The 24545-nt window shown below is 56.5% G+C and carries 27 protein-coding genes; 20 read left to right on the top strand and 7 right to left on the bottom strand.

Annotated features, from left to right (window positions below; all coding sequences use genetic code 11):
- The first annotated feature begins 14 nt into the window (after window positions 1-14).
- Window positions 15-1175, top strand: coding sequence for a catalase family protein (locus tag H8K03_18660; protein UVT22541.1), 1161 nt, complete (start codon window positions 15-17; stop codon window positions 1173-1175).
- 156 nt (window positions 1176-1331) lie between these two features.
- Here the strand turns inward: H8K03_18660 and H8K03_18655 are convergent, their stop codons facing one another.
- Entirely contained in the window at window positions 1332-3749 is a 2418-nt protein-coding gene (locus H8K03_18655) for an endonuclease MutS2 (protein UVT19784.1), read from the bottom strand.
- Between the two features lie 223 nt (window positions 3750-3972).
- Here H8K03_18655 and gap point away from each other — a divergent pair, with 223 nt between their 5' ends.
- From gap to secG, 4 genes are all read left to right on the top strand, one after another.
- A complete protein-coding gene (gene gap / locus H8K03_18650) occupies window positions 3973-4983 on the top strand; it encodes a type I glyceraldehyde-3-phosphate dehydrogenase (protein UVT19783.1) in 1011 nt (336 codons plus the stop codon).
- An 89-nt stretch (window positions 4984-5072) separates the two neighbouring features.
- A complete protein-coding gene (locus H8K03_18645; protein ID UVT22540.1) occupies window positions 5073-6266 on the top strand; it encodes a phosphoglycerate kinase in 1194 nt (397 codons plus the stop codon).
- A 36-nt stretch (window positions 6267-6302) separates the two neighbouring features.
- Window positions 6303-7085: a triose-phosphate isomerase gene (locus H8K03_18640; GenBank protein UVT19782.1), complete on the top strand. Its 783-nt coding sequence runs from the start codon at window positions 6303-6305 to the stop codon at window positions 7083-7085.
- 6 nt (window positions 7086-7091) lie between these two features.
- Window positions 7092-7448 carry a preprotein translocase subunit SecG gene (gene secG / locus H8K03_18635; GenBank protein UVT19781.1) on the top strand — a complete coding sequence of 119 codons (357 nt, stop codon included), beginning with the start codon at window positions 7092-7094 and terminating at the stop codon, window positions 7446-7448.
- Between the two features lie 93 nt (window positions 7449-7541).
- Here the strand turns inward: secG and H8K03_18630 are convergent, their stop codons facing one another.
- The gene (locus H8K03_18630) at window positions 7542-8456 is read right to left on the bottom strand and encodes a branched-chain amino acid transaminase (protein UVT19780.1); all 915 of its coding nucleotides are present in this window, start codon (window positions 8454-8456) and stop codon (window positions 7542-7544) included.
- 136 nt (window positions 8457-8592) lie between these two features.
- Window positions 8593-8937 carry a PilZ domain-containing protein gene (locus tag H8K03_18625; GenBank protein ID UVT19779.1) on the bottom strand — a complete coding sequence of 115 codons (345 nt, stop codon included), beginning with the start codon at window positions 8935-8937 and terminating at the stop codon, window positions 8593-8595.
- A gap of 209 nt (window positions 8938-9146) precedes the next feature.
- On the opposite strand from H8K03_18625, the gene rplU reads away from it, so the two are divergent.
- The 10 genes from rplU (at window position 9147) to H8K03_18575 (ending at window position 17074) form a co-directional block, all read left to right on the top strand.
- Window positions 9147-9461, top strand: coding sequence for a 50S ribosomal protein L21 (gene rplU / locus H8K03_18620; protein ID UVT19778.1), 315 nt, complete (start codon window positions 9147-9149; stop codon window positions 9459-9461).
- Between the two features lie 21 nt (window positions 9462-9482).
- Window positions 9483-9746 (top strand): 50S ribosomal protein L27, encoded by a 264-nt coding sequence (gene rpmA / locus H8K03_18615; GenBank protein ID UVT19777.1) that lies wholly within the window; start codon window positions 9483-9485, stop codon window positions 9744-9746.
- Between the two features lie 123 nt (window positions 9747-9869).
- Window positions 9870-10895 carry a GTPase ObgE gene (gene obgE / locus H8K03_18610; protein UVT19776.1) on the top strand — a complete coding sequence of 342 codons (1026 nt, stop codon included), beginning with the start codon at window positions 9870-9872 and terminating at the stop codon, window positions 10893-10895.
- Window positions 10877-11998, top strand: coding sequence for a glutamate 5-kinase (gene proB / locus H8K03_18605; GenBank protein ID UVT19775.1), 1122 nt, complete (start codon window positions 10877-10879; stop codon window positions 11996-11998). The genes obgE and proB overlap by 19 nt, the downstream gene beginning before the upstream one ends.
- 30 nt (window positions 11999-12028) lie before the next feature.
- Window positions 12029-12763, top strand: a complete 735-nt coding sequence (nadD, locus tag H8K03_18600; protein ID UVT19774.1) for a nicotinate (nicotinamide) nucleotide adenylyltransferase — start codon at window positions 12029-12031, stop codon at window positions 12761-12763.
- A 28-nt stretch (window positions 12764-12791) separates the two neighbouring features.
- Window positions 12792-13166, top strand: coding sequence for a ribosome silencing factor (rsfS, locus tag H8K03_18595; GenBank protein UVT19773.1), 375 nt, complete (start codon window positions 12792-12794; stop codon window positions 13164-13166).
- Between the two features lie 3 nt (window positions 13167-13169).
- On the top strand, window positions 13170-14570 hold the full coding sequence (locus H8K03_18590; GenBank protein UVT19772.1) for a tetratricopeptide repeat protein: 1401 nt from the start codon (window positions 13170-13172) through the stop codon (window positions 14568-14570).
- A 117-nt stretch (window positions 14571-14687) separates the two neighbouring features.
- Window positions 14688-15680, top strand: coding sequence for a biotin synthase BioB (gene bioB, locus H8K03_18585; protein UVT19771.1), 993 nt, complete (start codon window positions 14688-14690; stop codon window positions 15678-15680).
- A 198-nt stretch (window positions 15681-15878) separates the two neighbouring features.
- On the top strand, window positions 15879-16226 hold the full coding sequence (locus H8K03_18580; protein ID UVT19770.1) for a transposase: 348 nt from the start codon (window positions 15879-15881) through the stop codon (window positions 16224-16226).
- Window positions 16227-16231: 5 nt separating this feature from the next.
- Window positions 16232-17074: an IS3 family transposase gene (locus tag H8K03_18575; GenBank protein ID UVT19769.1), complete on the top strand. Its 843-nt coding sequence runs from the start codon at window positions 16232-16234 to the stop codon at window positions 17072-17074.
- A 259-nt stretch (window positions 17075-17333) separates the two neighbouring features.
- Here the strand turns inward: H8K03_18575 and H8K03_18570 are convergent, their stop codons facing one another.
- Complete coding sequence (locus tag H8K03_18570; GenBank protein UVT19768.1) at window positions 17334-19091, bottom strand: tetratricopeptide repeat protein; 1758 nt, start codon at window positions 19089-19091, stop codon at window positions 17334-17336.
- Between the two features lie 134 nt (window positions 19092-19225).
- Here H8K03_18570 and trmL point away from each other — a divergent pair, with 134 nt between their 5' ends.
- Window positions 19226-19690 carry a tRNA (uridine(34)/cytosine(34)/5-carboxymethylaminomethyluridine(34)-2'-O)-methyltransferase TrmL gene (gene trmL, locus H8K03_18565; GenBank protein UVT19767.1) on the top strand — a complete coding sequence of 155 codons (465 nt, stop codon included), beginning with the start codon at window positions 19226-19228 and terminating at the stop codon, window positions 19688-19690.
- A gap of 73 nt (window positions 19691-19763) precedes the next feature.
- Here the strand turns inward: trmL and H8K03_18560 are convergent, their stop codons facing one another.
- Window positions 19764-20510, bottom strand: coding sequence for a hypothetical protein (locus H8K03_18560; GenBank protein ID UVT19766.1), 747 nt, complete (start codon window positions 20508-20510; stop codon window positions 19764-19766).
- Between the two features lie 341 nt (window positions 20511-20851).
- Between H8K03_18560 and H8K03_18555 the strand changes: the two genes are divergently transcribed.
- The 4 genes from H8K03_18555 (at window position 20852) to H8K03_18540 (ending at window position 22310) form a co-directional block, all read left to right on the top strand.
- The gene (locus tag H8K03_18555) at window positions 20852-21106 is read left to right on the top strand and encodes a metal-dependent hydrolase (protein UVT19765.1); all 255 of its coding nucleotides are present in this window, start codon (window positions 20852-20854) and stop codon (window positions 21104-21106) included.
- A 6-nt stretch (window positions 21107-21112) separates the two neighbouring features.
- Entirely contained in the window at window positions 21113-21409 is a 297-nt protein-coding gene (locus tag H8K03_18550) for a hypothetical protein (protein UVT19764.1), read from the top strand.
- A 139-nt stretch (window positions 21410-21548) separates the two neighbouring features.
- On the top strand, window positions 21549-21719 hold the full coding sequence (locus H8K03_18545) for a YHS domain-containing protein (protein ID UVT19763.1): 171 nt from the start codon (window positions 21549-21551) through the stop codon (window positions 21717-21719).
- 336 nt (window positions 21720-22055) lie between these two features.
- Complete coding sequence (locus tag H8K03_18540) at window positions 22056-22310, top strand: hypothetical protein (protein ID UVT19762.1); 255 nt, start codon at window positions 22056-22058, stop codon at window positions 22308-22310.
- A gap of 165 nt (window positions 22311-22475) precedes the next feature.
- Here H8K03_18540 and H8K03_18535 read toward each other — a convergent pair whose 3' ends face one another.
- Both H8K03_18535 and H8K03_18530 read right to left on the bottom strand, forming a co-directional pair.
- The gene (locus H8K03_18535) at window positions 22476-23552 is read right to left on the bottom strand and encodes a sigma-54-dependent Fis family transcriptional regulator (protein ID UVT19761.1); all 1077 of its coding nucleotides are present in this window, start codon (window positions 23550-23552) and stop codon (window positions 22476-22478) included.
- Window positions 23553-23570: 18 nt separating this feature from the next.
- Complete coding sequence (locus H8K03_18530; protein UVT19760.1) at window positions 23571-24545, bottom strand: serine acetyltransferase; 975 nt, start codon at window positions 24543-24545, stop codon at window positions 23571-23573.

Here is a 24545-nt window from a genome sequence, read left to right as displayed (position 1 = left end):
CAGTTCTCAATTGGATCAGCGATACGTCCCTGCGACTGGTGCAACTGCAGCGGCGCATCGATCCCTGGATGCGTCCGGCCTTCGATGCGGTGCTGCGAGACCCGATCACGAGTCTGACCACCGCCCTGATCAACTGGCAGCGTCGGGACGAAGGGCTGAAGATTGCCGAGGAACGGGTGCAACCAGACGAAGAAAGTTCGCTCCAATCGATCATCGATACCTTCCGGAAGCAGATGCGCGGGCTGTGGAAGCCGGGCGGATTCGAACGCGGCGGAAATACCAAGACCCACGGCATCGTGCGCGCGGAGTTCATCGTCCATGACGGCCTGCCGTCTCGGTTCCGACACGGTATCTACGCGCAACCCAAAACCTATCGCGCATGGGTCCGCTTTTCCGGGCCCGGGCCCTACGTGACGCCGGACATCGACGACGTGGGGTTCATGAGCATCAGCATCAAGCTGATGGGAGTTCCCGGTCCAAAATTAATGGACGAGGAGAAATTCACGCAGGATATGTTTGGCGTGTCCACGCCGACCTTTGTCACGCCGGACACGCGCGCGAATGCTCAGTTGCAACTTGAGAGCCTGAAGAATGCGCAGATGTTCTACTTTTTCAATCTTCGCCGTCCCCACCTGTTGGACTTCATCATGCAGGGATTGTGGATCAAGACGCAGAGTAGCCCGTTCGAGGCGCCGTACTTCAGTTGTGTGCCCTATCTGCTGGGAGAAGGGCAGGCGATGCAGTATTCGGTGTGGCCGAAATCAAACAAGAAAACCCCAATCCCACGCCTGCCGCTGCGGCCGCCTGATGACTACCTGCGCAAGGCCATGGTCGCCGCGCTCGATCAGGGCGATGTCGAGCTGGATATTCGCTTGCAGTTACAGACCGATCCTCATCTGATGCCGATCGAAAACAATGCGGTGCTGTGGCCGGAGCGACTGTCGCCCCGGGTCTCGGTGGCCACCTTGCGCATCCCAAAACAGAAGTTTGACGCACCGGCGCAGATCGCGTTCGCGCGACGCCTATCCTACAACCCGTGGCACTGCATCGCCGAGCACCGCCCGCTCGGCAATCAAAGCCGGGCACGGCGCCGAATGTATTTCGAGTTATCGAAGTTGCGACACGACATGAACGCTGAGCCGCACTATGAGCCGACTGGGGATGAAACGTTTTGATTAGGCACTCTCGCAGGCGACAGCCATGACGCCAGATCGGTCATCATGGACTCAGCATTGGGCGTCATCGGGGCGAGGCCCAAGAGTAGGAGGGAATTTCTTGGCCACATCGAGTGGCCTGAGAATTATCTCGGCACGTATCCTCCGCCAAAATAATCAGCACAATTTCGCCACCGTCACTCCATCCCCTCCTTCGGCGCGATCACCAGGGCGAAACTCCGCTACATAGGGCGACTCTTCCAGGTACTCGCGCAGGACAGATTTGAGACGACCAGTCCCATGCCCATGGATGATACGGAGGTACGGGGCGCCGCTCAGAGCCGCCCGATCTAACGCCGCGACGACCTGATCGAGTGCGTCATCTGCCGCCTGCCCTCGTACGTCTACCACTGTCTGTTCATCCAGCCCCAATCCATTGCTCGTCGAAACTCGTCGGGGAGTTGTAACGGTTGATGTCGATGGTGCCGCTTCTGCACCTGTTTCGTGCGCGAGACCGACAAGGCTCGAGACAGTCGCCAGGATTTCCCCCTCGCCGACTTTGACACGAACGCGTTTTTTCCCTTGAGGCGTTTCCAGCAAACTTCCGGTCATGGCCAACCCGACGATTTCCACCGTATCGCCGATCCCAAGCTGCTCAAGTGGAATCGGCTTGCCGGTCGGAGCAAGTTCCTCTCTGGTTCGCGTTTCCAATTCGCGCAAGCGCTCCTTGGTTTCTTTCGCCTTGATCAGCTTCTGCTCGCGCTTCAGGGAATCGACGGTGGCCTGGACCTCCGCTCGTGCGCGTTGAAACTGCTCGCCAAGTTTCTTCTTGAGCCCTCGTCGAGCTTCCTGCTCGGCCGCTTCCAATTGCGCCCGGAGCGCTTGCGCTTCCCGAGCCGCTTGCTCGGCTTCTTGCCTGGCTCTCTGGATCCGGACGCTATCTTCAGCCAGTTGGCGCTGCTTCCGTTGCAAATCGGCCATGAGTTCGTCGAGCCGTTGATTATCGCGGTGGAGCCGCGTTCGCGCGTCGTTCACGATACGTTCATCCATCCCAAGTCGGCCGGCGATCTCCAAGGCAGATGAACCACCCGGGATCCCTGCGAACAATCGATAGGTCGGCGCAAAGCGCTCCACGTCGAATTCCACGCTGGCGTTGGCGAAACCAGGAGTCGTCTGTGCCAGCTCTTTGAGCGCGCCATAATGCGTCGTCGCCACCACCTTCATGTTCATTTCGAACAAGCGGCACAGAAGCGCCTCTGCCAAGGCTGCCCCTTCTTGCGGATCGGTCGAGGTCACCGGCTCATCAAGAAGCACCAGCGAACACGGCATGGAGCATTCGTCTGGTGTCGGTCCGGCAGCGCTCTCGGAAAGCAATCGGATCATATGGGTCATGTGGGCCGAAAAACTGGACAGATCGCGGCTCAAGTCCTGTGCATCCCCGATGTCGGCGTAGAGATCCGTGAAGAGCGCCATCTCGGATTCCGGAGCGCAAGGGAGATGCAGTCCTGCCCGCACCATGAGCGCGAACAGCCCAAGGATCTTCAGTGTGACGGTCTTCCCTCCCGTATTCGGTCCGGAGATCACCAGAACCCGGATCGCTTCTTCCATGTGAATGTCATTGGCCACAACGTGATCTTTCGCGATGAGCAGCAGCGGATGCCGTGCCTGCTTCAGGACCACACGTCCCTGCTCATTCAACGCGACCGGATTACATTTCAGCCGACGACTCACCTCGGCTTTCGCTTTGATGACATCGCATTCGGCCAACGCTTCGATTCCCTGACCGATATCGTTCGCTTTGGAAGCCACCAACCCGCTGAGCTCTCGCAAGATGCGATGCACCTCCCGCTCGATCTCCAAATCCGCCACTTTAATAGAATTGTTCAGTTCGACCAATTCGCGAGGCTCCACAAAGACGGTTGCGCCGCTGGCCGACACGTCGTGGACGATCCCGGGAACTCTCCCCCGCATGTCCGCCTTTACGGGCACGACGTAGCGGCCTTCTCGTTGTGCAAAATACGACTCTTGGAGCACGTCTTCATATCTTTTGGAATGCAAGATCCGCTCGAGATGCTGACGCATTTCATGCTTGAGCTCCTGTGCCTGACTTGTCAGACGCTGGAGCTCCGGCGACGCCGAATCCTTAATCGACCCGTCCGTTTGGATGACTCTCTCAATAGCCCTCAGGAGGCCCTGCAGACTCTTCGTGACATGAAGCGGCTCCAGAACCCTCGCCAGAGTCCGCGTCTCGACTGTATGGGACTTTGCGTATTGCTCCACTTCAGTCATCAGTGTCAGGACCATCGCGCAATCTCGCAATTCAACGGGTTCAAGCTCTCCACCCTTGCTCGATCGAGTCAGTTGCTCACGAATATCGGGAAATGACAGCGTCGGCACCGGATCACTCCCTTCCAGTAATCTCACCATTTCCGTCGTCTCTTGTTGCTGGAGGCATGCCTCCGCGAGGTCACCCGACAGGGGAAGAGACCGGCATTGAGCCATTCCGATCACCGACCGCGCATGTTGCGCGAGGAGTTCCAGTAACCGAGGCCACTCCAATGCCTGTGCCGCCTGTTCAGATAATGTCTCGCTCACATGTGTCTCCAAAATTGCCTGCCTGTACTTTGGACTCCACAGCCACGTACCGGAACCAAAAGCGCGCCAACGGGTCCGGTGCCCACGAGCGTCCCCCGTAGTTGTGACATTTTGACGCTATCCCGGTGTCTTGACAAGAAGCAGAGGGCGTCGATACTATCGCGGTTCGTGCTGTGCCATCCAGGTGTACTCAACCAATATATTTGCATGTAGAGGATTAGCCATGGCCATTCGTGTTGGAATCAATGGGTTCGGACGTATCGGGCGCAACGTGCTGCGTGCGTCGATGGGTGACAAAGACCTTCACATCGTTGCGATCAACGATCTGACGGACGCGAAGACGCTTGCGTATCTGCTCAAGTATGACTCGGTGCACGGCACCCTTTCCGCCAGTGTTGAAGCCAAGGAAGACCAGATCCTCGTGGACGGGAAACCCATCACCGTGCTCGCGGTCAAAGATCCGAAAGAACTGCCCTGGAAGGCGCTGAACGTCGACGTGGTCATAGAATCGACCGGCCGATTTACCGACCGGGAATCTGCGGGTAAACACTTATCCGCCGGCGCCAAGCACGTGATCATCTCGGCACCGGCGAAAGATCCCGATGTGACCATCGTACTCGGCGTGAACGACGACAAGCTCGACCCGAAATCCCACCACATTGTGTCCAATGCCTCCTGCACGACCAACTGCCTGGCGCCCGTTGCCAAAGTCTTGCTGGAAACGTTCGGCATCAAGCATGGGACCATGACCACGATCCATTCTTATACCAACGATCAGCAGCTCCTCGACCTTCCTCACAAGGACCTTCGGCGCGCCCGTGCAGCCGGGATGTCGATGATTCCGACCAGCACCGGCGCGGCCAAAGCCCTGCATCTCGTCATTCCTGAACTCAAGGGCAAATTGGACGGCCTCGCCATTCGCGTACCGACGCCGAATGTGTCCCTGGTCGATCTCACCGTGGAAACCGAGAAGGATTGCGATATCGCATCTGTGAATGCCGCCTTCAAGAAGGCTGCGGAGGGTCCGCTCAAGGGCATTCTCAAGTACTCTGAAGAGCCTATCGTCTCCATCGATCAGAAGGGTGACGATCACTCGGCCACCGTCGATGCTCCATTGACCAACGTTGTAGACAAGCGCATGGTGAAGGTGACAGCCTGGTACGACAACGAATGGGGCTACTCATGCCGAGTCCGCGACCTGGTCAAGGTCTTGGCCGGAAAGTCTACGCACTGAGTGCCCCGAGCGTGAAGGTGGGATAGGCGTCTAACGAATTCATCTAACCCGTTTTGGCCGAACCTAGCTGAAGGAGCCTCGCCATGAACTTGCACAAGAAAACGATCGACGATGTGCAACTTCGTGGCAAGCGCGTCATCATCCGCGCCGATTTCAACGTCCCGCTCGATGAAGCGCTGCAAATTACCGACGACACCCGCATTCGCTCGACCTTGCCGACCATCAATCGCGTCGTCGACGAGGGCGCCAAAGTTATTCTCTGCTCTCACCTCGGTCGGCCGAAGGGTGCCTTTGAGCCCAAGTATAGCCTGGCGCCTGTCGCAAAACGCCTGGGCCGGCTGCTCGGTAAAGAAGTGATCTTCGCGCCGGACTGTATTGGCCCGGCCGTCGAGAAGCTGGTCGCCAAGATGAAGGACGGAGATGTGCTCTTGCTGGAAAATCTCCGCTTTCACGAAGGCGAGGAGAAGAACGACGACGCCTTCGCCAAGGCCCTGGCTTCGCTCGGCGACGTCTTCATCAACGACGCCTTCGGAGCAGCGCATCGGGCTCACGCGTCGACCGTCGGGATCACGAAGTTCATTGCTGACGCGGCCGCAGGCGCGCTGCTGAAGAAGGAAATCGAGTACCTCGAGGGCGCTGTCGCCAACCCCGTTCGGCCGTTTGCCGCCATTCTGGGAGGCGCGAAGGTATCCGGAAAGATCGGCGTCATCGAAAACCTGGGGAAGAAAGTCGATAAAGTCATCATCGGCGGCGGGATGGCGTTTACGTTCTTGAAGGCAAAGGGCATGGAGATCGGTAATTCCCTCGTCGAAATGGACATGTTGGATTTTGCCCGGGGAATCGAAGACCACGCGCTCTCACGAGGAGTCAAATTTTACCTACCCGTCGATTGTGTGGTTGCGGCCAGCCGAGAGGTGGGCGCTGAAACCAAGATTGTTCCTGTGCAGGAGATTCCCAAAGGATGGTATGCCCTCGACATCGGTCCGGCCTCCGTCAAGCTGTTCAATGAAGCGGTTCAAAATGCGAAAACCATCCTGTGGAACGGCCCGATGGGTGTGTTCGAAATCGACGCCTATGCCAGGGGCACGTTTGCCATGGCTCACGCGATCGCCGATGCATACGCCCTCACGATAGTCGGCGGCGGCGAAACGAGTCTGGCCGTTCATCGAGCCGGCGTCTCGGAGAATATGTCGTTCATCTCCACCGGAGGTGGCGCGGCCCTGGAATTACTCGAAGGCAAAACACTTCCCGGCCTTGCGGCGCTGCCTGACCGCCCGAACTGATCGATAACCCTCAAAGAATAGAGACCGGGAATCGCGGTGCGCAGAGTCCTGATCGTCGGCAACTGGAAGCTGAATAAGACCGCGTCCGAAGCGGTCTCCTTCGTGCGTGAGCTGAAAGAGCGCCTTCCTGCTCCATCCACAACCGTTGAACTGGCCATTGCTCCCCCATTCACTGCGCTGGAATCGGTCCGCAACGCCTTGGGCCCATCGTCTCCGATTCAGCTCGGCGCCCAGAATATGTTTTGGGAAGATAGCGGCGCCTTTACGGGAGAAGTCTCCGCGCCGATGCTCAAAGACCTCGGCTGCCGCTATGTCATCCTAGGCCATTCTGAGCGGCGAACTCTTTTCGGCGAGCAGAACGACGGCATCCACAAGAAGATTCGCGCAGCGCTCAAACATGGGCTGCGCCCCATCCTCTGCATCGGGGAATCGCTGGCCCAACGAGACGGCGGGACGACCGACACCGTGCTGACCCACCAACTCCAGGAAAGTCTGTCCGGCATTCCCTCCGACGCAATGGCCGACTTCATCATCGCCTATGAGCCGGTATGGGCGATCGGCACCGGCAAAGCAGCGACAGCGGACCAAGCCGTCGCCGCCCACCGCACGATTCGACAAGTCCTTGCCGTCACATGGTCGCCCACGATCGCCGAATCCACGAGGATTCTCTATGGAGGGAGCGTCACGCCTCAAAATGCAGAATCGTTGTTATCCTCTGACCAGATCGATGGCGCACTCATCGGCGGAGCTTGTCTCCAGGTTGATTCCTTTGCTACAATCGCCAAGATCGCTTCCGTCACGAAGTCAATCGGAGTCTGAAATCTCATGCTGTATACGCTGATTGTCGTAGTCCACGTGCTGATATGTTTTCTGATGATCGGGGCGATTCTTCTGCAATCAGGGAAGGGAGCGGAGATCGGTGCCGCATTCGGCGGCTCCAGTCAGACGGTGTTTGGAAGCCGGGGACCTGCCAACTTCCTGAGCAAGTTTACCGTCATCGTCGCGGCCGTATTCATGGTCACGTCGCTCACGCTGGCAATTTTGGCCAAGCAACGGAACTTTTCCTCGACAGTGATTGACCTGCAGCAAAAAAGCGAACCGGCGGCACCTCCGTCAGGGCCATCCTCCCAGCCACCCTCGGAATCGCATCCGTCAGGGGACACTCCGGCAGCCGGCCACTAACCGGACGAAATCAGCTTCGCGTTTTTCTTCAAACGGGAATATCGCGGCGAGGCCGCTCCCCGGTCAATGATCGTTCTACGGTGCTTTCGATCGTCAGACCCGGGTCAGCCAGGATTCGTGGGCAGGATCTTCCCCACGCACAATCGAAAAGAAGGCATGTTGGAGGGCACGCGTAATCGGTCCGGGCGCGCCATTTCCGATTCGCCGATTGTCGATTTCTCGAACCGGGGTCAATTCGGCGGCAGTGCCGGTTACGAACACTTCGTCGGCGATGTACATTTCATCGCGCGTGAATCGTTCTTCGGCCACAGTGATTTTTCGCTCTTGGGCCAATTGCATGACGGAGTTTCTCGTGATCCCTTCCAGCACCGACGTGAGCGGCGTCGTTTTGAGAACGCCCCGGCGAACGATAAACACATTCTCTCCGGTTCCCTCGGCTACGTAGCCCTCGGGGTCGAGAAGAATCGCTTCGTCATATCCGTCGGCCTTGGCCTGTCGCTTGGCCATGATGGAGTTCACATAGTACCCGGATATTTTTCCTCTGGTCATGGACACATTCACATGGTGCCTGGTGAAGGAAGAAACACACGCACGCATCCCATTGGCCAGCGCATCGTCACCCAGGTAAGCGCCCCATTTCCAAGCCGCAATGGCCATCCGTATCGGATTGTCGCCCGGGTGCACGCCCATCGCACCGTACCCGATGTAGACCAAGGGGCGAATATAACAGGCATCGAGACGATTGATGCGAACTGTTTCCACAATGGCGTCGGCAATCTGTTTCTTGTCATACGGCATGACCATCATGGCGATATGGGCCGAATCAAATAGTCGATCGACATGCTCCTGCAGCCGGAAAATTGCGGATCCCGATTTGCCTTTGTAACACCGGAGTCCTTCAAACGCTGCCAAACCATAGTGTAACGAATGAGTCAGGACATGGACGTTGGCCTCCTCCCACGCCACAAACTTTCCGTCCATCCAGATTTTTTCAACTGGTTCCAGCATTGGAGGCAATCTCCCGTTCAGGATGGTGCAATCCCGGCTCGATCAACGAGAACGACTATAGCGTGAGGCTGTACGGGGGTCAAGCAAACGGACCGGTACTTAGCCTGGAAGCATGCTCGCCGGGTGACGCGATCGCTTACGAAGAGGCGCAATAGGCGCGAAGGCGGGAACTCAGAAACGTTCCGACTCGATCTTCCCCATCCGGGCTCATGGTCACCACTTTGGCCCCAAACAACAGACCACGCACCCATCGAACAATAACACGCTGGATTTCGACCGGCTCATCTCTGTCAGGAAGGGTGAGCCGAATGACAAGCTCCATCCCGGGCACCACTTGATGATCGCCCAGCACACGGAATCCGTTACGACACAGGTTCATCACGGTTCCCTTTCCGAGAAAATCTCCGCCCAGGTAGTACACCTCGCAGCGAACCGGAATCCGGTGATACGTACGAATCACAAATTTGTTGGTAGCAGGCATGATCTCGTTGTCATCTCCCTGTCTGTACTGTAGAAGCACCGGATCGGTGCTATCTCTTGGTGGCGCTCAGCATACGTGCGGGCGGGGCCGACGTCCTAGCCCACGAAAGAGGGGGCTTGCAGGCGATCGCTGATTTATGAGGCGCTCGGCTTGACACCCCTCATACCCCCATGTTAAATGAACCGTTCCTCAAGCGTGGAGATATGGATATGTACGCAATCGTTGAAACGGGTGGTAAACAATATCGGGTCGAAACAGGTTCTACGATTCAGGTTCAAAGCCTGGCCGGAGACGTCGGGGCTCAGGTCGAACTCGACCAGGTTCATCTCGTGCACGGCGATGCCGGTGTCATGATCGGACAACCGCTACTGAGCGGTGCCAAAGTCACAGCCGAAATCGTGCGGCACGGACGGACTCGATCGATCACCGTGTTTAAGAAGAAACGCCGTAAGAACTACCGCCGCACCCGTGGACACCGACAAGGATTCACCAAGCTGTTGATCACGAACATTGCAACGGCCTAATTAAGACGAGAAGGACCTACCATGGCGACAAACAAAGGCGGCGGATCATCACGTAACGGCCGCGACAGCAATCCTCAATATTTAGGTGTGAAGGCCTATGGCGGTCAAACGGTTACCGCCGGCAGCATTATCGTCCGCCAGCGTGGTACCAAGTTTTTTCCTGGGTTCAATGTGGACCTTGGGAGGGACCATACCTTGTTCGCCAAAATGAGCGGCGTGGTCAAGTTTGAGGGTGGACGCGGCAGACGAAAGGTCAGCGTGTACCCCGTTCCAACCAAGTCCTGATTCTCGTTTTCCGCTCGCTTCCCTAACGATCATGGTTGGGTAAATTCTCCCTCCCCTCCTCGGCTCAGGGTCAGGTATACTTTCTCATCTCTTAATCAAACCGTCTATAGGGTTTACCAGCCTATGTTCGTCGATGAAGTACACATCATGGTGCGAGCCGGCCGCGGCGGAAACGGCATCTGCAGCTTCCGAAGGGAGATGTTCGTTCCACGCGGAGGTCCGGACGGCGGCGACGGCGGCGATGGCGGCGATATCATCATGACCGCGTCCCATCGATTGACGACTCTACTCGACCTCCGCTACCAGAAGCAGTATGAGGCCCAAGATGGGCGCCACGGCGGTGGGTCCAATTGCACAGGCCGCTCGGGAGAAGACGTCACCATCACCGTTCCCGTCGGTACCATCGTCTACGATGACCAGACGAAAGAAATAGTCGTCGATTTCATCGAGGATGGCCAAACAGCCGTGATTGCACAAGGAGGGCGGGGCGGGAAAGGGAACAGCAACTTCGCCACCTCCGTCAATCGAGTACCGACAAAATGCACTCCCGGCACTCCGGGAGAAGAGCGGACATTGCGGCTTGAGCTCAAACTGCTTGCCGACGTTGGGCTGCTGGGATTTCCGAACGCCGGGAAATCAACGCTCATTGCCGCTATTTCAGCGGCGCGTCCCAAGATCGCTGATTATCCCTTTACCACGCTGGTTCCGAATCTCGGCGTTGTTCGGTGGGGATCCGACCGCAGCTTTGTCGTGGCCGATATCCCCGGCTTGATCGAGGGTGCCCACGAAGGAAAAGGTCTGGGGGTACAGTTCCTCCGTCATATCGAACGCACCGCTTTCTTACTCCACCTGATCGATGTCTCAGAATGGGCCGCTGAAGATCCGGTCGCCAGTTTCGAAACTCTGCGGCAGGAACTTTCTGCCTACGACCCGACACTCACCCACCGCCCATTTGCCATCGTTGCGACAAAGATCGATGTGATCGGCCAAAGTGAGCGGCTGGCTCGGCTGCAGACCTATTGCCGGCAGCAAGGCTATCCCTGCTTGGCGATTTCGGCCGCCACCAATCAGGGGCTCGATAACCTGATCATTTACGTCGGGAAGCAGATGGAGACGTTGCGAACGATCCCATGCGAGACACGCTCTTAGCACAGGCCAAACGGATCGTCATCAAGATCGGCAGCAGCCTGATCGCTTCGCGTGCGGAGGGTTTACGCCCCCACCAAATCGAGAGATTGGCCGATGAAATTGCTTCTCTCCGAACTCAGGATCGTGAAGTCCTGATCGTCTCCTCGGGTGCCATCGTCTCCGGTATTCGAAAGTTACAGCTGAAAGACTATCCCAAAAGCCTTCCAGTCAAGCAGGCTGCGGCGGCTGTGGGGCAAAGCCGACTGATGTGGGCCTATGAAAAGGCCTTCGAGCGCCTGGGGATTCAAGTGGCGCAGATTCTCCTCACCCACCAGGATCTCGCTGATCGACGCCGTTTTCTCAATGCCCGCCATACCCTTTCGGCGCTCATTGGGTTCGGCATCCTGCCGATCATCAACGAAAATGATACCGTCGCGGTTGATGAGATCAGAGTCGGCGACAACGACACCCTTGCAAGCGAAGTGGCTCACCTGGCGGATGCAGACCTGCTGGTGATTCTCTCGGACGTCGACGGTCTGTATACTGAAGATCCGCGCAAAAATCCGTCCGCCACTCTGATTCCACTCATTCCGGAGATTACCCAAGATATTGAGCGCCGGGCGGGAGTGTCCAGCACATTTGAAGGCACCGGGGGAATGGCAACCAAGCTACGAGCCGCCAAAAAAGTCGGAGAGTATGGAATCTCTACCCTGATTCTCAACGGCGAACGGGCCGGACTCCTGCCGAAGGTTCTCGCCGGTGAGCCAGGCGGAAGTCTCTTTCTTGCCAGGGAGCGTCGCCTCAACAGTCGCAAACATTGGATCGCCTTCACGCTTCGCGCCCGCGGCCAGATACACCTCGACCAAGGAGCAGTCGATGCACTGACGAAGCGAGGGAAAAGTCTATTGGCTTCGGGCGTCCTCCAGGTCACGGGATCATTTGAAGCCGGGGATCCGGTCAATTGTCTTGATACGGACGGAAAGGAATTCGCCAAAGGCTTGGTGAACTGTTCGTCCGACTCATTAAACCGAATGAAAGGGCTCAAGACAGCCGATATTCAAGAACAGTTCGGCCCTCAAGAATATGAGGAAGTCATCCATCGAGACAATCTTGTGATCCTCTAGTCCCGAGTCTCCAGTACTGAATCCTGCGTTATGAATGCTCCTCAACCCTCAGTACGCAGCACTCAGCGCTCGGCTTCACTTCGTCTGGGCTTATTCGGCGGCAGTTTCAACCCCATTCACAACGGCCACCTGGCCATTGCGCATGACGTGCATGATCGGATGCAGCTCTCTCGAATCCTCTTCATTCCAACCGGCGACCCACCGCATAAGCAGGACCAATCACTCGCACCAGCGTACGCTCGGCTCGAAATGGTGCGTCTGGCGACCGCCGGAATCCCGGCTTTTGACGTCACCGACCTCGAACTGCGGCGAAAGGGGAAATCGTACTCCATTGATACGGTTCTTGAACTACAGGAACAGGTTGGCCCTTCCACAGAGCTGTTCTTTATCATTGGGCTGGACGCGTTTCTCGACTTTCCTATGTGGAAAACACCGGAGCAGATCTTGAAGATCTGCCGTTTCGTCGTGGTTCCCAGGCCGGGACAATCTTTCAGTGCTCTAGCCAAGATTTCCTTGTTTCCCCATCTCGATCCACAGATGCTTGCACGGCTCGACGCCGGTGCGGTGAGCAAAGTGGATATCGCCGTCCCCGCCTCTCCTGGGATCACCTGCTTGTCCCTCCCACCCCATCCGACCTCCGCATCGGAAATCAGGCAGAGGATTCGGTCCGGGCTGCCGCTGGCAAATATGTTGCCCCCCTCAGTAGAATCTTATATACTTCACCATAATCTTTATCAGGAGGGCAGTAATCGTACGCGCATCTAAGGCCACCGCCCTTGCCGTAGCTAGGGCTATGTCTGACAAGAAGGCCCTCGATGTCCAAGTCCTCCACGTGGCCCCGCTCACCTCAATCGCTGATTACCTGGTCATCGGGTCGGCGGAATCCGACAGACAAACACGCGCGGTCGCTGACTCCATTGTCGACGCACTCTCTCGCGTGGGCCAACGGCCGCTGAGTATTGAAGGGACAACCTCGGGCCAGTGGGTTCTCCTCGATTTTGGCGATGTCGTGGCCCATGTATTCAGGCAGGACTCTCGGTCGCACTATGCGATTGAGCGTCTGTGGAGCGATGCACGGCATGTTCCTATTCCTGACGAAGCGCCGGCCCCAACGATCGCCCCGAAGCGGCGCGTGACCCGGAAGACGGATTCGCAGAAGTCGGTGTAGGCCATGTTCAAACTGCTGATCACCATTTTCGTCATCAGCGCCGGGGTATTCATCTACAGTTATTTCCGCGAGCTCAACCCGGGGACCGTCGTGGTGCACACCGGCCCAGGCGCAGAGTTTGAGCTCAGTCCCGTCACACTCGTCTTGATCTCCATGGCATTCGGCGCGGTGCTCGCCACGTTTGTCGTGGGGCTGCAACAAACGGCGCATTTGATCTTGAATTGGCGCAGCAACCGACTGGTGCGTCGGAAGGAGAAGGTCGACACCCTCCATCGAGACGGAACCCATGCGTTCATGTCGAAACGCACCTTGGAAGCGATTACGCTCTTTGAAAAAGCCCTGGCCATCGATCCCAATCGCGTCGATTCGCTTCTTTGGCTGGGGAATATCTACCGGGCGGAACAGAATTTCCCCGAAGCCGTCCGGCTCCATCAACATGCGCATCGCGTCGATGATCGGAACATCGAGGTCTTGTTGGAGTTGGGCAAGGATTTGGAAGACGCCAAACGGTATGAAGAGGCGCTTCAAGCCCTCCAGAAAATTCTCAAGATTGAGCCCGACAACCTGACGGCCCTCATCCGAAAACGGGACCTCAACATCCGCATGGAGAGATGGAGCGAAGCGCTTGAGATTCAGCACCGCTTACTCAAAGCCAATCTCCCCGCTCCCGAAAAGCAGGCGGAAGCGGCGTTGCTGGTCGGATGCATGTACGAAGTCGGGCGGCAACTGCTCGAACGCGGGCATCCCGACAAAGCTCGGCGATACTTCCGAGGCGCCATCAAGAAGGACCGCAGTTTCCTCCCCGCCTATATTGGGATGGGTGAAATTCTGCTCCACGAAGGCAAAACCAAAGACGCTGTGGAAATCCTAAAGAAGGTGTATACACGAACACGTAGCGTGATCATTCTGCATCGGCTGGAAGAACTCTTCTTGGATCAAGGCGAGCCCAGCGAGATCATCAGAATCTATCAGGAGGCCTTGCAGCAAAACCCGCAGAATCCGATCCTCCAATTCTACCTGGGCAAACTTTACTATCGGCTGGAAATGGTGGATGAGGCGTTCGACCTGCTTTCGACCATAGAGGGACCTCAAGATCACCTCTTGGACTATCACAAGATCATGGCCAATCTCTTCTTGCGCAAGCAGCATTTTGAGGAAGCCATCATCGAATTGAAAAAAGCCCTCAGCTTCAAGAAGCGTGTGGTGGTGCCCTATATCTGCACTCAGTGCCAGCAGGAGTCCGTCGAGTGGTCCGGCCGTTGCCGCCGTTGCGCCAAGTGGAATACGCTCACCGCGCTCCCCTGGCTCGAAGCCGGCCAAGCCGCTGCACACTCGGATGCCGAGCCCTCTTCCGTGCCCGCAGTTCCGTACCAAGGCATTGCTTCTCCGTTTGAAACCGTGTAGGTTTCCCGCCGGCGTTTGTAGATAATTTGATCTGACAGGTTCGAGAAGTCTTGCTCCTCGATTCAACCGATCGGAAACGAAGCGCCTCATCACCACTTCACTGTTTTTGAGGATTCTATGACCTATATGACATTGGCAGACAAAGCCCTCAATGACGAACTCTTGACCGAAGCAGAATGCCATTCCGTCTTGAGTGCGCCGGACGACGAATTGCTTTCAGTGTTGCACGCGGCCTTTCAAGTCCGATCGAAATACTTCGGCCGCACCGTTCGCCTGCAGATGCTCCAAAATGCGAAGAGCGGAGCGTGTCAAGAAGACTGCCACTACTGTTCGCAATCCTCCATCTCGACGGCACCGATCGAGCGCTACAATCTCCTTCCACAGAAACAAATGATCGCTGGCGCCCGGCAAGCGGCCGCTTCAAAAGCCCAGCGCTACTGCATCGTCATCAGCGGACGCAGTCCATTGGATCGTGAAATCGACGAAATCGCCGGAGCTGTGCGCGCCATCAAGCAGGAAGTCCCGATTCAAATCTGTTGTTCGCTTGGAATAATGAACGAATCCCAAGCCAAGAGACTGAAAGCAGCAGGCGTCGATCGGGTGAACCACAACTTGAACACCAGCGAGGCGTTTCACGCTTCGATTTGCACGACCCATACATTTCAAGACCGGCTGGCGACGATCAGGAACGCCCGCGCAGCAGGGTTAGAGATCTGCTCGGGTGGAATTGTCGGCATGGGAGAAAAAGACGAGGATTTGATCGAACTAGCGATGGCTCTGCGCGAGGTAAAGCCGGATTCGATCCCCCTCAACACACTCCATCCGGTAGCCGGCACCCCATTGGAGAATTGCGACCACCTCACGCCTCAACGTTGCCTGAAAGTGCTCTGTCTCTTCCGCTTTCTTCACCCCCGCACTGAAATTCGCATCGCGGGTGGTCGAGAACACAACCTACGCAGCTTGCAACCTCTCGCGCTCTATCCTGCTGACTCCGTCTTCGTGAACGGATATCTGACGACCCCGGGCGCTCCGGCTCCGGAAGTCTGGGGCATGATCAAAGATCTCGGCTTCACAATCGAAGTGGACTATCAGCAGCCGGTGGCGCATTGAGGAAGCACCGCCGCAGATCTCGCTAAGATTATCTAGAGACGATAGCCTCAGAGATTTGTCGGAGCTGTCGTTCATGGACACGGATAGTTCTAAGCTAGGCTTCCATTTCAATCTCTGCGCTAAAGATCCAACCACGCCATTCCCCTTTTGTTGTGCCCCACTTAATATTTGGACAGCACCAGAAGTCGGGAGGGAGCAATGGAAACCACGATGAAACCTGGTCAGAATGGTCGAGGGCGACGGCGGCGGTGGAGTGGTGAGCAGAAGCTGGCGGTGTTGCAGGAGTGGCAGACTGGTGTCCCGCTGGAAGAGATCTGTCGGAAATACGCGGTGAATGCGGCACAGATGTATCGATGGAAGCGCAGTCTGGACCAGGGGCTGAAGGACTCCGGAGAGATGGTCCCGAAGAATGTGGTGGGTGGGCTCCAGAAGCGCATCGAGGAGCTCGAACGGGCATTAGGCCGGAAGGCCTTAGAGGTCGATGTGTTAAAAAAAGCCTTCGAGCTCAAAGGGCTCAAATCACCCGAGGGGATATACGGTGGCTAGTCCGCATGACAGGCTGCTCGCTCGCCATGGTCTGCCGAGTCCTCGGCAAGCCACGGAGTTGGTGGTACTATCGGCGGCGCGCGAAGCATGCGCGTCGACTCCGGCGACCCGACATCGAGCTGCTCATTCAGCACCTGGTGGCCGGCAGTCCGACCTCTTATGGGTATCGGCGAATTCATGCGTTGCTCAAACGACGTGGGGTGTCGTGCAATCCCAAAACAGTGTGGCGGGTCTTGCAGCGGCGGGGTTGGCTCTCCACCAGTCGTCATCGCGGGCCACGACTCGGACGACCGCATACCGGTCAGGTACGGGTGGCCGATTCCAATCGGCGCTGGGCCTCCGATATCACCGGCATTCGGGCATGGGATGGCCGCAAGGGCCGCTTGGCCATCATCATCGACTGTGCAGACCGGATGATCTTGTCCTGGCGCTTTGCCTCACGCATGACCGCCACGGATCTCGCCGAGATGCTGCGCGAGGCGATCTTCCGACGGTTCGGCGAGACCCGCGCTCAGGCCCAGGGCATCGAGTTCCTCAGCGACAATGGACCGGAGTACACGTCGCACCGATTCCGGCCGTTCGTCCGTGCGATGGGACTGATCCCCTGTCACACGCCTCGGCGGAGTCCGGAGTCAAACGGCCTCGCCGAGGCCTTCTTTGGCAGCTTCAAACGGGATTATGTGTATCAAGCCTGCCTGGAGACGTTAGAGAAAGTGGCGCAGCTGCTACCGGCGTGGATCGAGCACTACAATCACCAGGCCCCGCACAGCGCGCTGAAGATGCGGTCCCCGGCCGAGTGCTATGCCGAGTGGGTCGTCAAAACCAAAACCCTACCTGTCCAAAATTAGATGGGGCAGTACAGAACTTGATTGAGGTGAAGAGCGCGTTCGAAAATATTCCTAACGTTTCGGTTCAGAGCTTTAATTGCTCTACCCACATGGGGGCAGTGAAGCGAAAGTTACGGACTAAAGCTAAGGCAAAGAGAAGAACTCTTCGATCAACACAAATCAAACGTCCAGCGCGACGGGGCAAAAGGAACTAATTGCTGGAGCTTCACTTTGTCCTGGTGTGTCGAATGACTTATAGGTGCATACGCCGCATCAGTCTTCAGGGCCTACCCGCTTGAACGATCCGGAATCGGACTTCATCCACATAGGTGTAAGCGGAGGCTCGCTCACCCGCAAATAACCCGCAGCGATAGAGACCCGGCGTCCAGCCGGTTTTTGGGCGGTTCAAGAGGAAATAGCCGGAGCGATCGTTCATGGTGGTCATGACTCGGTCCTGTACTGTCGTTTGCGGATCTTCGATCATCTCAGGCACTTCCGGTGAACATCGTGCCGTCAGCGACACGCTGTCGAATGAATCCGACACCAGTTTAAAGACCAAGTAGATTTCGGGTTGAGTGGCGAGAAACGTATCTCCCGGATTCAGCGGGATGAACTCGTGGGCCCCGGTCGGAAAGTCGTCCCGCACAACTTTGGCGGCTGGAATCACGAAGCGAAACCAGCTGAAATCAGCATCACGACCCGCAATCGCCACTCCTGTCTCCAGCGTCTTCTGCGGCTCTATCTTTTCGAGGGCTCCTGCGTAGACAGCTTCTTCCGGCAGCGGAGATGAAGAATCTCGTGGGCTATCGGCCCTTTTCGCTTCCTCTTCTTTCAGCTTCACCAACTCCGGGACATGGGGCCGCACTTTGTCGAGCCAGCGGCCAATCTTCTCTTTAGCCAGCACTCGCGTTCCGGCCGGTATCGGGACATCCTTGTTGGCCTGTTCAAACTCAACCGCGGCATCATACAACATCTGAAAGTGGACAAAGGCTTCATCCCATCGTTCCAACTCCACATAGCACTGGCCCATGCGATAGGTCGTGTCCGCGAAGTCTTCCTCACTTGGGTTCAGATTCGACATGTTGCCGAACACGGCGAGCGCATCTTCGCATCGGCCTAATTGCATGAGAGTCAGGCCCAACTGATGGGTGGCAAGGGAATCATAGGGATTGAGGCTCAGCAACTTGCGATACATCGGTTCGGCTTGCCGATACCGACCTGCTTCGAACAGTTTCCAAGCATCCGAACGAATGGCGGCCCATTCCTTCAGTTGAGACTCGGCGGCCTGAGGCGTCGGTGCCGGCTTGAATCGCCGCCCCCGTTCCATCGATTCATACAGCTGTGCAAGCTGATTCCTGGCCGGAATCTCGAGTGGGGAACCCGGTGGCACATGTTGCAGCACATAATGCAAATCCGTGTCGGCTCCTTGATAATCGAGGACGTCGAAGCGCGCACGAGCCAGCGCCAGTCTCCAACCTAACAAGCCCGGCATGAGTGCTACGGCCCGCTTGTACGCATCCAGAGATTCCTCCAAGCGGTCGAGCTTTCGGAGTTCTTGCGCCAGACGCCAGTAAATCAACGGATTGTTCTCTTCGATCCGGGCGATCTCATATAATTCTTCGATCCCGCCCTCGTCTTGTCCCCACCGCGCCAAGAGGCCCCACTTGGCCCAACGGATATCCAATGCCGTTGGCTGTACGGCAAGAGCCCGGTCGTACGCTTGAATGGCTTCCTTGGGATCTCGAAAGGTGGAAAGAATATCTCCCCGAAGTTTGTACAGGGAAACCGCATTCGGATGAGTACTCACGCCGCGATCAAGAATCTCAAGCGCCGTCGCGATCGCGCCACTCTCCCATGCGGCCTCGGCATGCTGAGCAATTTGCTCGTCTGAACCAAGCGAGTGCTCGCCAGCCAACACGGAGAAACCTGTGCTGAGCGTCAGGATCAGCGGCATGCCAACGACCTGGACAATCAAGCACTTGATCGGCTGGCCTGTAAACCATTGCGCCCATGCGGACAAGAATCGAGTTCGAATCATCCTGGTTTTCCTTCAGAAAACTCACTATATCAAGAAGCCAGCGACGGCGAAATGAGCCGACTGCTTGTGTGTCCTTCTCGGCGCATCGGGCTGCATCGTGAAACCACCCGCTCCGTGATACACTCCCTCCCCCGATGTTCGACGTGATTCTTTATCAACCCGAGATCCCACCCAACACAGGCAACATCATCCGCCTGTGCGCTAACACCGGCGCGAGATTGCATCTCGTGAAGCCGCTGGGTTTTTCGATGGACGATAAGCAACTGACACGCGCCGGGCTGGATTACCACGAGTTTGCCACGCTTCAGGTCTACGACAGCTGGGCTGCGTGCGCAACACGGTTTGCTGGCTGCCGGCTATTTGCCGTTTCCACCAGAGGCACTCAACGCTACGATCTGATCGCGTACGCTACAAACGACGTGTTCCTCTTCGGACCGGAAAGCCGAGGCTTGCCGGCCGAATTGTTGGAAGCCGTTTCCGAACAACAGCGGATTCGTCTCCCCATGATGCCCGACAGCAGAAGCTTGAATCTCTCCAATACTGTGGCGGTCGTGGTGTACGAAGCTTGGCGGCAGATCGGATTCGGATCGAACAGGTGACGGAAGAGCAGCAGATTGTTCTTCTGATCTAGATCCTATCCTTGTTCTATTGACCAAGCGGTTCTCGAACGGGCTAAGCTGCGAGTTGCTTGACGGCCGGCTTGATCCGTCTTCTCAGAAGATGGAGGCGATCCTCGATATCGTCGAGCAGAGCATGCAACTGGCGGCAATGGAGACCGAGTCGTTTCAAGACCGGATCAGCGAAAACTCCGATGATCATCCCGCAGATCGTGAGTAGAAGGCCTACTACCGCCGTCGCGAGCACGACTTCCCATAGGGACGGCTTCGGCGGGAATACGGAATAAAACATCGAGCCCAAGCCGGATCCCAGAATGAAAGACGAGGCGGCTCTTTCTTTTGCCCTCTTGTTTGCCAGCTGTTCTCCGATCCCTCCGACACCGAGAGAATGGTCGCCGAACATCAACCAGCCCGTAGCAAGCGTTAGGAACGATCCCACAAGATCTGAAGCGAGTGTGCGATTGGCACCATAAGATTCGATAAGGCGATTGACATCAGCTACTGCGAGGTCAAGCTGGCTCGCAAATTGCGGCGTGGCCAAAAGAGGGGCGACGCGCTCCTCATTTTTCAGGACTTGGAGTAGACCGTGACGGTTGTCCGTATCAGAAGGCCAGTCAATCGGCCACTCCAAGATCTCGTTTCGGACAGCGGTCTCAATGTCTTTTTGGTAACGGCGCTTCATGCCGGACGGCACAATAGACAGAAAACTGTGGGCGGTGGTCCATCCCATTTTGGCAAAAGATTCCCTGATTTTTTCATGAACACATAGGGGATCGCCCATAAAGTATTGATCGGATAGCATGCCAAGTCGCTTAGGAGCGAGCGTCTCTGAAGCCTGATTGTTTCTTCAAGGGAAAAATGGCTGTGGACAAATGGCTCAATGCGGCTGCGTCGTTCGGCAATATAACGCTCGATACAGTCCTCCAGCGAAAGGAGCAGCTGTTCGGTCGCTGTGGGAGGGACATGATGGAGTATGGCTCACTATAGCCCAGCGAAACATGTTTGCAAGGGATGAGAAGGTTTGATGTGCGGACATCGACTGATTCCATAGAATGGACAAGTTGTTGCCATTCTCGAATTTCTACCGGCATCCTAATAATAGAAAGTGAGCTGTCGTCGGTTTGGATGAGCATAGAGTAACACATGGCCTCTGCCTTCTCTCATGCGTTCGTCGCCCTGGCTTTGGGCAAAGCTCCTCAACATCCCGGCATGACTCCGCCTGTTTTGTTGCTGGGCGCGGTCTGCTCGATTGTTCCAGATTTCGATGTCATCGGCTTCTCCTTTGGCATCCAATACGGCGATCTTTGGGGGCATCGCGGCATGACGCATTCCATCTTCTTCGCCGGTTTGCTAAGCGCCGCCCTCATAGGTCTGTTCTACCGGAACAGATCAGCATAGACAAAGGTGTGTCTTTTTGCCTATTTCTTTCTCTGCACCGCTTCTCACGGCGTGCTGGATGCCATGACCAACGGAGGATTGGGTGTGGCGTTCCTCTCCCCGTTCGACACAAACCGATATTTCTTCACTGTTCGACCGGTTGCGGTGTCTCCGATCGGTCTCAGCGAGTTTTTCAGCATCGATGCCCTGCGTATCCTCACCAGTGAGATCAAGTGGATTTGGCTTCCTACGATCGGGATATACCTGATTCTTCGCGCGGTTCACTCTGTATGGCGCTGTAGGTTGGAAAAAGGATTGCGATGATGCTCCTATAAACACTCATAGAATGTGACTGCGCGCGATGGATGGACTAGGGATCTGCCCAGTTCGGACAAAGGTCGATCTTCCACCACAATTAAGATCAGTAGAAATGTACTTCGGATATGAACAAAGGGAGCATACCATGACACCCACTTCCAAGACGGTTAAGGACCCGGTGTGCCTAATGGAGATCGATCCTGACGAGGCGGTCGAGCGGGAAGATTATCAGAACCACCAATATTACTTCTGCAACGCAGTTTGCCATAGCGCGTTTCAACTAGACCCCGAACGCTATGCGAAGCAAACTATGTGAATGAGGGCGGCGACGGGTCAGCTCTGTCCTCATACCACTGACGTTACCTACGGTGTTCTCGCCCGCCACATATACACGATGGCGGGCGAGATCTCACGCAGCACGAGTGTGGAACGCCCTTGCAGGCTTCCAGCTAGTGTGCAGACACGTACTGATCTGCTTCTGGGGAAACTCCTCCCCTGCGATCATTGCTGAACCGGCAGCATTGTGCGCTGACTAGACCTGAAATCCCCCACGAAACAACGGCACACATTCTGCAGAGCCGATGCAAGAAGGACAACACTGATCAGGCAGATGTGACCATACCCTATAGCTACTCTACCGAAGAGGTGAAACATGATGTTGGAAACCGTCGAACATAATCACGTAAAGACTCAGAGTACTGCAGTGGAAACACACGTTCTGGATATCTTGAATCGGCAAGGCGCGAGGACGTTGGGTCAACTCGAAAGCGAGCTGCTTCACATTGGAAGCGCACAACTGCTGTTCGCGATCGATCGACTCAGCCGGTCAGGGAAGATTGCGATAGGTCCGCCTCAAAAGGGAGAGTATCTCCTGTGGGTGTTACCGCCAAATCACCGGCTCCTCTAGGAGCCGGAACTCAGCTGAGCGATCAGCAGCGAGGCAATTCAATAGTAGAGAACTGGCCCTATCGTACTCCTCGGGCCCCCGGTGCCGTTGGAACCAGTTTCGTTTCCTCCCCCATCTCCGTTCTCACGTTCATGGTCCGGCAGAGAGGCGGCATCGTCGCGATGATTATTTCACGGCCTGAGAGCCGAGCATCCCGTACCGGATCAAGCGATCGCGAACCACATTTCTGCTGATGCCAAGAAGCCGCGCGGTACGAAGCTGATTTTCCTCACAATAGCCATACGCCGTGCGAATGACTGTCTCATCAATCGACCGATACAGATCCGGTACGGCATTCTTGCTCGAGAACAAATGGTTCAGAACCGATTCGAGCGCTGGCAGCAGCGCCACCTCCAGCGTCCCTGATTCCTGCGGAGGAGAAACCGGCAGACGCAGGTCTTCTGGACATATGCTCGTCCCCGAGCAGACGAGGAGCGCATGGTGGATGGAGTTTTCAAGTTCACGAATGTTGCCAGGCCATGGATACGACAGGAGGATCTGCACGGTTTCAGGGGTAAGTTCAACCTTGGCATAACCGAGTCTCGCCCCATAGAGATTCAAAAAATGCCGAACCAGCGGCATGATATCTCCGGGACGTTTCCGGAGCGGAGGCAAATCAATCGATGCCACTTTTAGCCGGTAATAGAGATCGCTCCGAAACCGGCCGGCACTTGCGGCCTCGTCGAGCTTCACGTTGGTCGCAGCGATCAATCGTGTATCGATTGAAATAGGGCGTCGTGAACCGACACGGACGACTTCCCGTTCTTGGATCACTCGCAGCAATTTGGCTTGCAACAAGAAGGGAAGGTCTCCGATCTCGTCCAGGAATAATGAGCCCCCCTGAGCAGCTTCAAACCATCCTGCTTTATCGCCGACAGCGCCGGTAAAGGCGCCGCGCTCATGACCGAATAATTCACTTTCCATGAGCGACTCGCTGATGGCGGCACAGTTCACCGCAACGAATGGACCACCTCGGCGGTTGCTCAATTCGTGAATATGGCGGGCAATCAACTCCTTGCCCGTCCCGGTCTCACCGATGATGAGCACCGTCGCGTCGCTAGGCGCGATATGTTGAACTTCAACCAGAAGCGACCTGGAAGCCTGGTCCTCGAATACCAAACAACTCGCACGAGCGGACAGATCCAGCGCATGCGAATTCGGGGCCATGTCGATCTGAATCGGAAATGTGGCAGAGCTGCGCATGCTTGACTCAGTGAACGGTTAAATGGTCCATTGCCCGATGCGTTGCTCGAGCGCCTTTGGCTGGATCATCGCCGACGTACGCATTTGCGCCTGAACGACTTCGCTGCCGGCCGGAACGCTCTGCGTCAGCCACACATTGCCCCCAATGACCGAGCCTCGCCCGATCGTGATCCGTCCCAGGACCGTAGCCCCGGCGTAGATGACGACGTCGTCCTCGACGATCGGATGGCGAGATTCTCCCTTGACGAGCACGCCGTGTTCACCCTCCGTGAAGCGCTTCGCGCCGAGCGTAACAGCCTGATAGAGACGGACGCGCCGGCCGATGACAGTCGTTTCACCGATGACCACACCGGTTCCGTGATCGATGAAAAAATGACTGCCGATCTCAGCGCCTGGATGAATATCAATGCCGGTGGACGAATGCGCGATGTCCGAAATCAAACGAGCAACCAGGGGCGTGCCCAAATCATACAAGGCATGCGCGATGCGGTAATAGATCACGGCGGTCATGCCTGGATAGCAGAGCAGAATTTCAGAGGCGCTGGTGGCCGCCGGATCGCCTTGATAGGCAGCCTGCAAATCAGTGAACAGGAGAGCCCGGATTGTCGGGAGCTGTCGCGCAAAGACACCGGTCATTTCTGCAGCCCTACGGTCGAGCGGCGCTTGTCCTAATTCGACTGGGCCGGCGGCGAACAGCAATCCTTTTCTGATTTGATCCTGCAAGAGAGACAAGGTTTGGTTTAAGATGTGCCCGACAAAATAATCGATGTTCGTCTCGTTCAAATCCGCACGGCCGTAGTGGGTCGGGAACAATGCGGCGCATAGGTTCTCCACGATGCTCCGCAACGCCTGCCGAGACGGCAATTCGCAACTCCGTCCGTGCAGCCTGATATTGTGCGCCATTTCGCGCGACGCTCGGAGTTCCGTCACAATCTCGTCGAGATTCCAGGTTGTCGTCACAGTCTCTTTCCCATCCAGCGCGTTGACATCCAT

It is taken from the genome of Nitrospira sp., assembly GCA_024760545.1.
GTDB lineage: Bacteria > Nitrospirota > Nitrospiria > Nitrospirales > Nitrospiraceae > Nitrospira_D.
This window is presented reverse-complemented; position numbering and strand designations above follow the sequence as displayed.

What these genes read in the sequence shown, in the direction of transcription:
- proB (UVT19775.1), top strand. Translation starts at nt 10,877, where the DNA reads ATGCGAGACACGCTCTTAGCACAGGCCAAACGGATCGTCATCAAGATC.
- H8K03_18575 (UVT19769.1), top strand. Translation starts at nt 16,232, where the DNA reads ATGACAGGCTGCTCGCTCGCCATGGTCTGCCGAGTCCTCGGCAAGCCA.
- rsfS (UVT19773.1), top strand. Translation starts at nt 12,792, where the DNA reads ATGTCTGACAAGAAGGCCCTCGATGTCCAAGTCCTCCACGTGGCCCCG.
- secG (UVT19781.1), top strand. Translation starts at nt 7,092, where the DNA reads ATGCTGTATACGCTGATTGTCGTAGTCCACGTGCTGATATGTTTTCTG.
- rpmA (UVT19777.1), top strand. Translation starts at nt 9,483, where the DNA reads ATGGCGACAAACAAAGGCGGCGGATCATCACGTAACGGCCGCGACAGC.
- bioB (UVT19771.1), top strand. Translation starts at nt 14,688, where the DNA reads ATGACCTATATGACATTGGCAGACAAAGCCCTCAATGACGAACTCTTG.
- H8K03_18540 (UVT19762.1), top strand. Translation starts at nt 22,056, where the DNA reads ATGATGTTGGAAACCGTCGAACATAATCACGTAAAGACTCAGAGTACT.
- trmL (UVT19767.1), top strand. Translation starts at nt 19,226, where the DNA reads ATGTTCGACGTGATTCTTTATCAACCCGAGATCCCACCCAACACAGGC.
- H8K03_18630 (UVT19780.1), bottom strand. Translation starts at nt 8,456, where the DNA reads ATGCTGGAACCAGTTGAAAAAATCTGGATGGACGGAAAGTTTGTGGCG.
- H8K03_18555 (UVT19765.1), top strand. Translation starts at nt 20,852, where the DNA reads ATGGCCTCTGCCTTCTCTCATGCGTTCGTCGCCCTGGCTTTGGGCAAA.
- H8K03_18530 (UVT19760.1), bottom strand. Translation starts at nt 24,545, where the DNA reads ATGGATGTCAACGCGCTGGATGGGAAAGAGACTGTGACGACAACCTGG.
- H8K03_18560 (UVT19766.1), bottom strand. Translation starts at nt 20,510, where the DNA reads ATGCTATCCGATCAATACTTTATGGGCGATCCCCTATGTGTTCATGAA.
- rplU (UVT19778.1), top strand. Translation starts at nt 9,147, where the DNA reads ATGTACGCAATCGTTGAAACGGGTGGTAAACAATATCGGGTCGAAACA.
- H8K03_18535 (UVT19761.1), bottom strand. Translation starts at nt 23,552, where the DNA reads ATGCGCAGCTCTGCCACATTTCCGATTCAGATCGACATGGCCCCGAAT.
- gap (UVT19783.1), top strand. Translation starts at nt 3,973, where the DNA reads ATGGCCATTCGTGTTGGAATCAATGGGTTCGGACGTATCGGGCGCAAC.
- H8K03_18545 (UVT19763.1), top strand. Translation starts at nt 21,549, where the DNA reads ATGACACCCACTTCCAAGACGGTTAAGGACCCGGTGTGCCTAATGGAG.
- obgE (UVT19776.1), top strand. Translation starts at nt 9,870, where the DNA reads ATGTTCGTCGATGAAGTACACATCATGGTGCGAGCCGGCCGCGGCGGA.
- H8K03_18570 (UVT19768.1), bottom strand. Translation starts at nt 19,091, where the DNA reads ATGATTCGAACTCGATTCTTGTCCGCATGGGCGCAATGGTTTACAGGC.
- H8K03_18590 (UVT19772.1), top strand. Translation starts at nt 13,170, where the DNA reads ATGTTCAAACTGCTGATCACCATTTTCGTCATCAGCGCCGGGGTATTC.
- H8K03_18625 (UVT19779.1), bottom strand. Translation starts at nt 8,937, where the DNA reads ATGCCTGCTACCAACAAATTTGTGATTCGTACGTATCACCGGATTCCG.
- nadD (UVT19774.1), top strand. Translation starts at nt 12,029, where the DNA reads ATGAATGCTCCTCAACCCTCAGTACGCAGCACTCAGCGCTCGGCTTCA.
- H8K03_18580 (UVT19770.1), top strand. Translation starts at nt 15,879, where the DNA reads ATGGAAACCACGATGAAACCTGGTCAGAATGGTCGAGGGCGACGGCGG.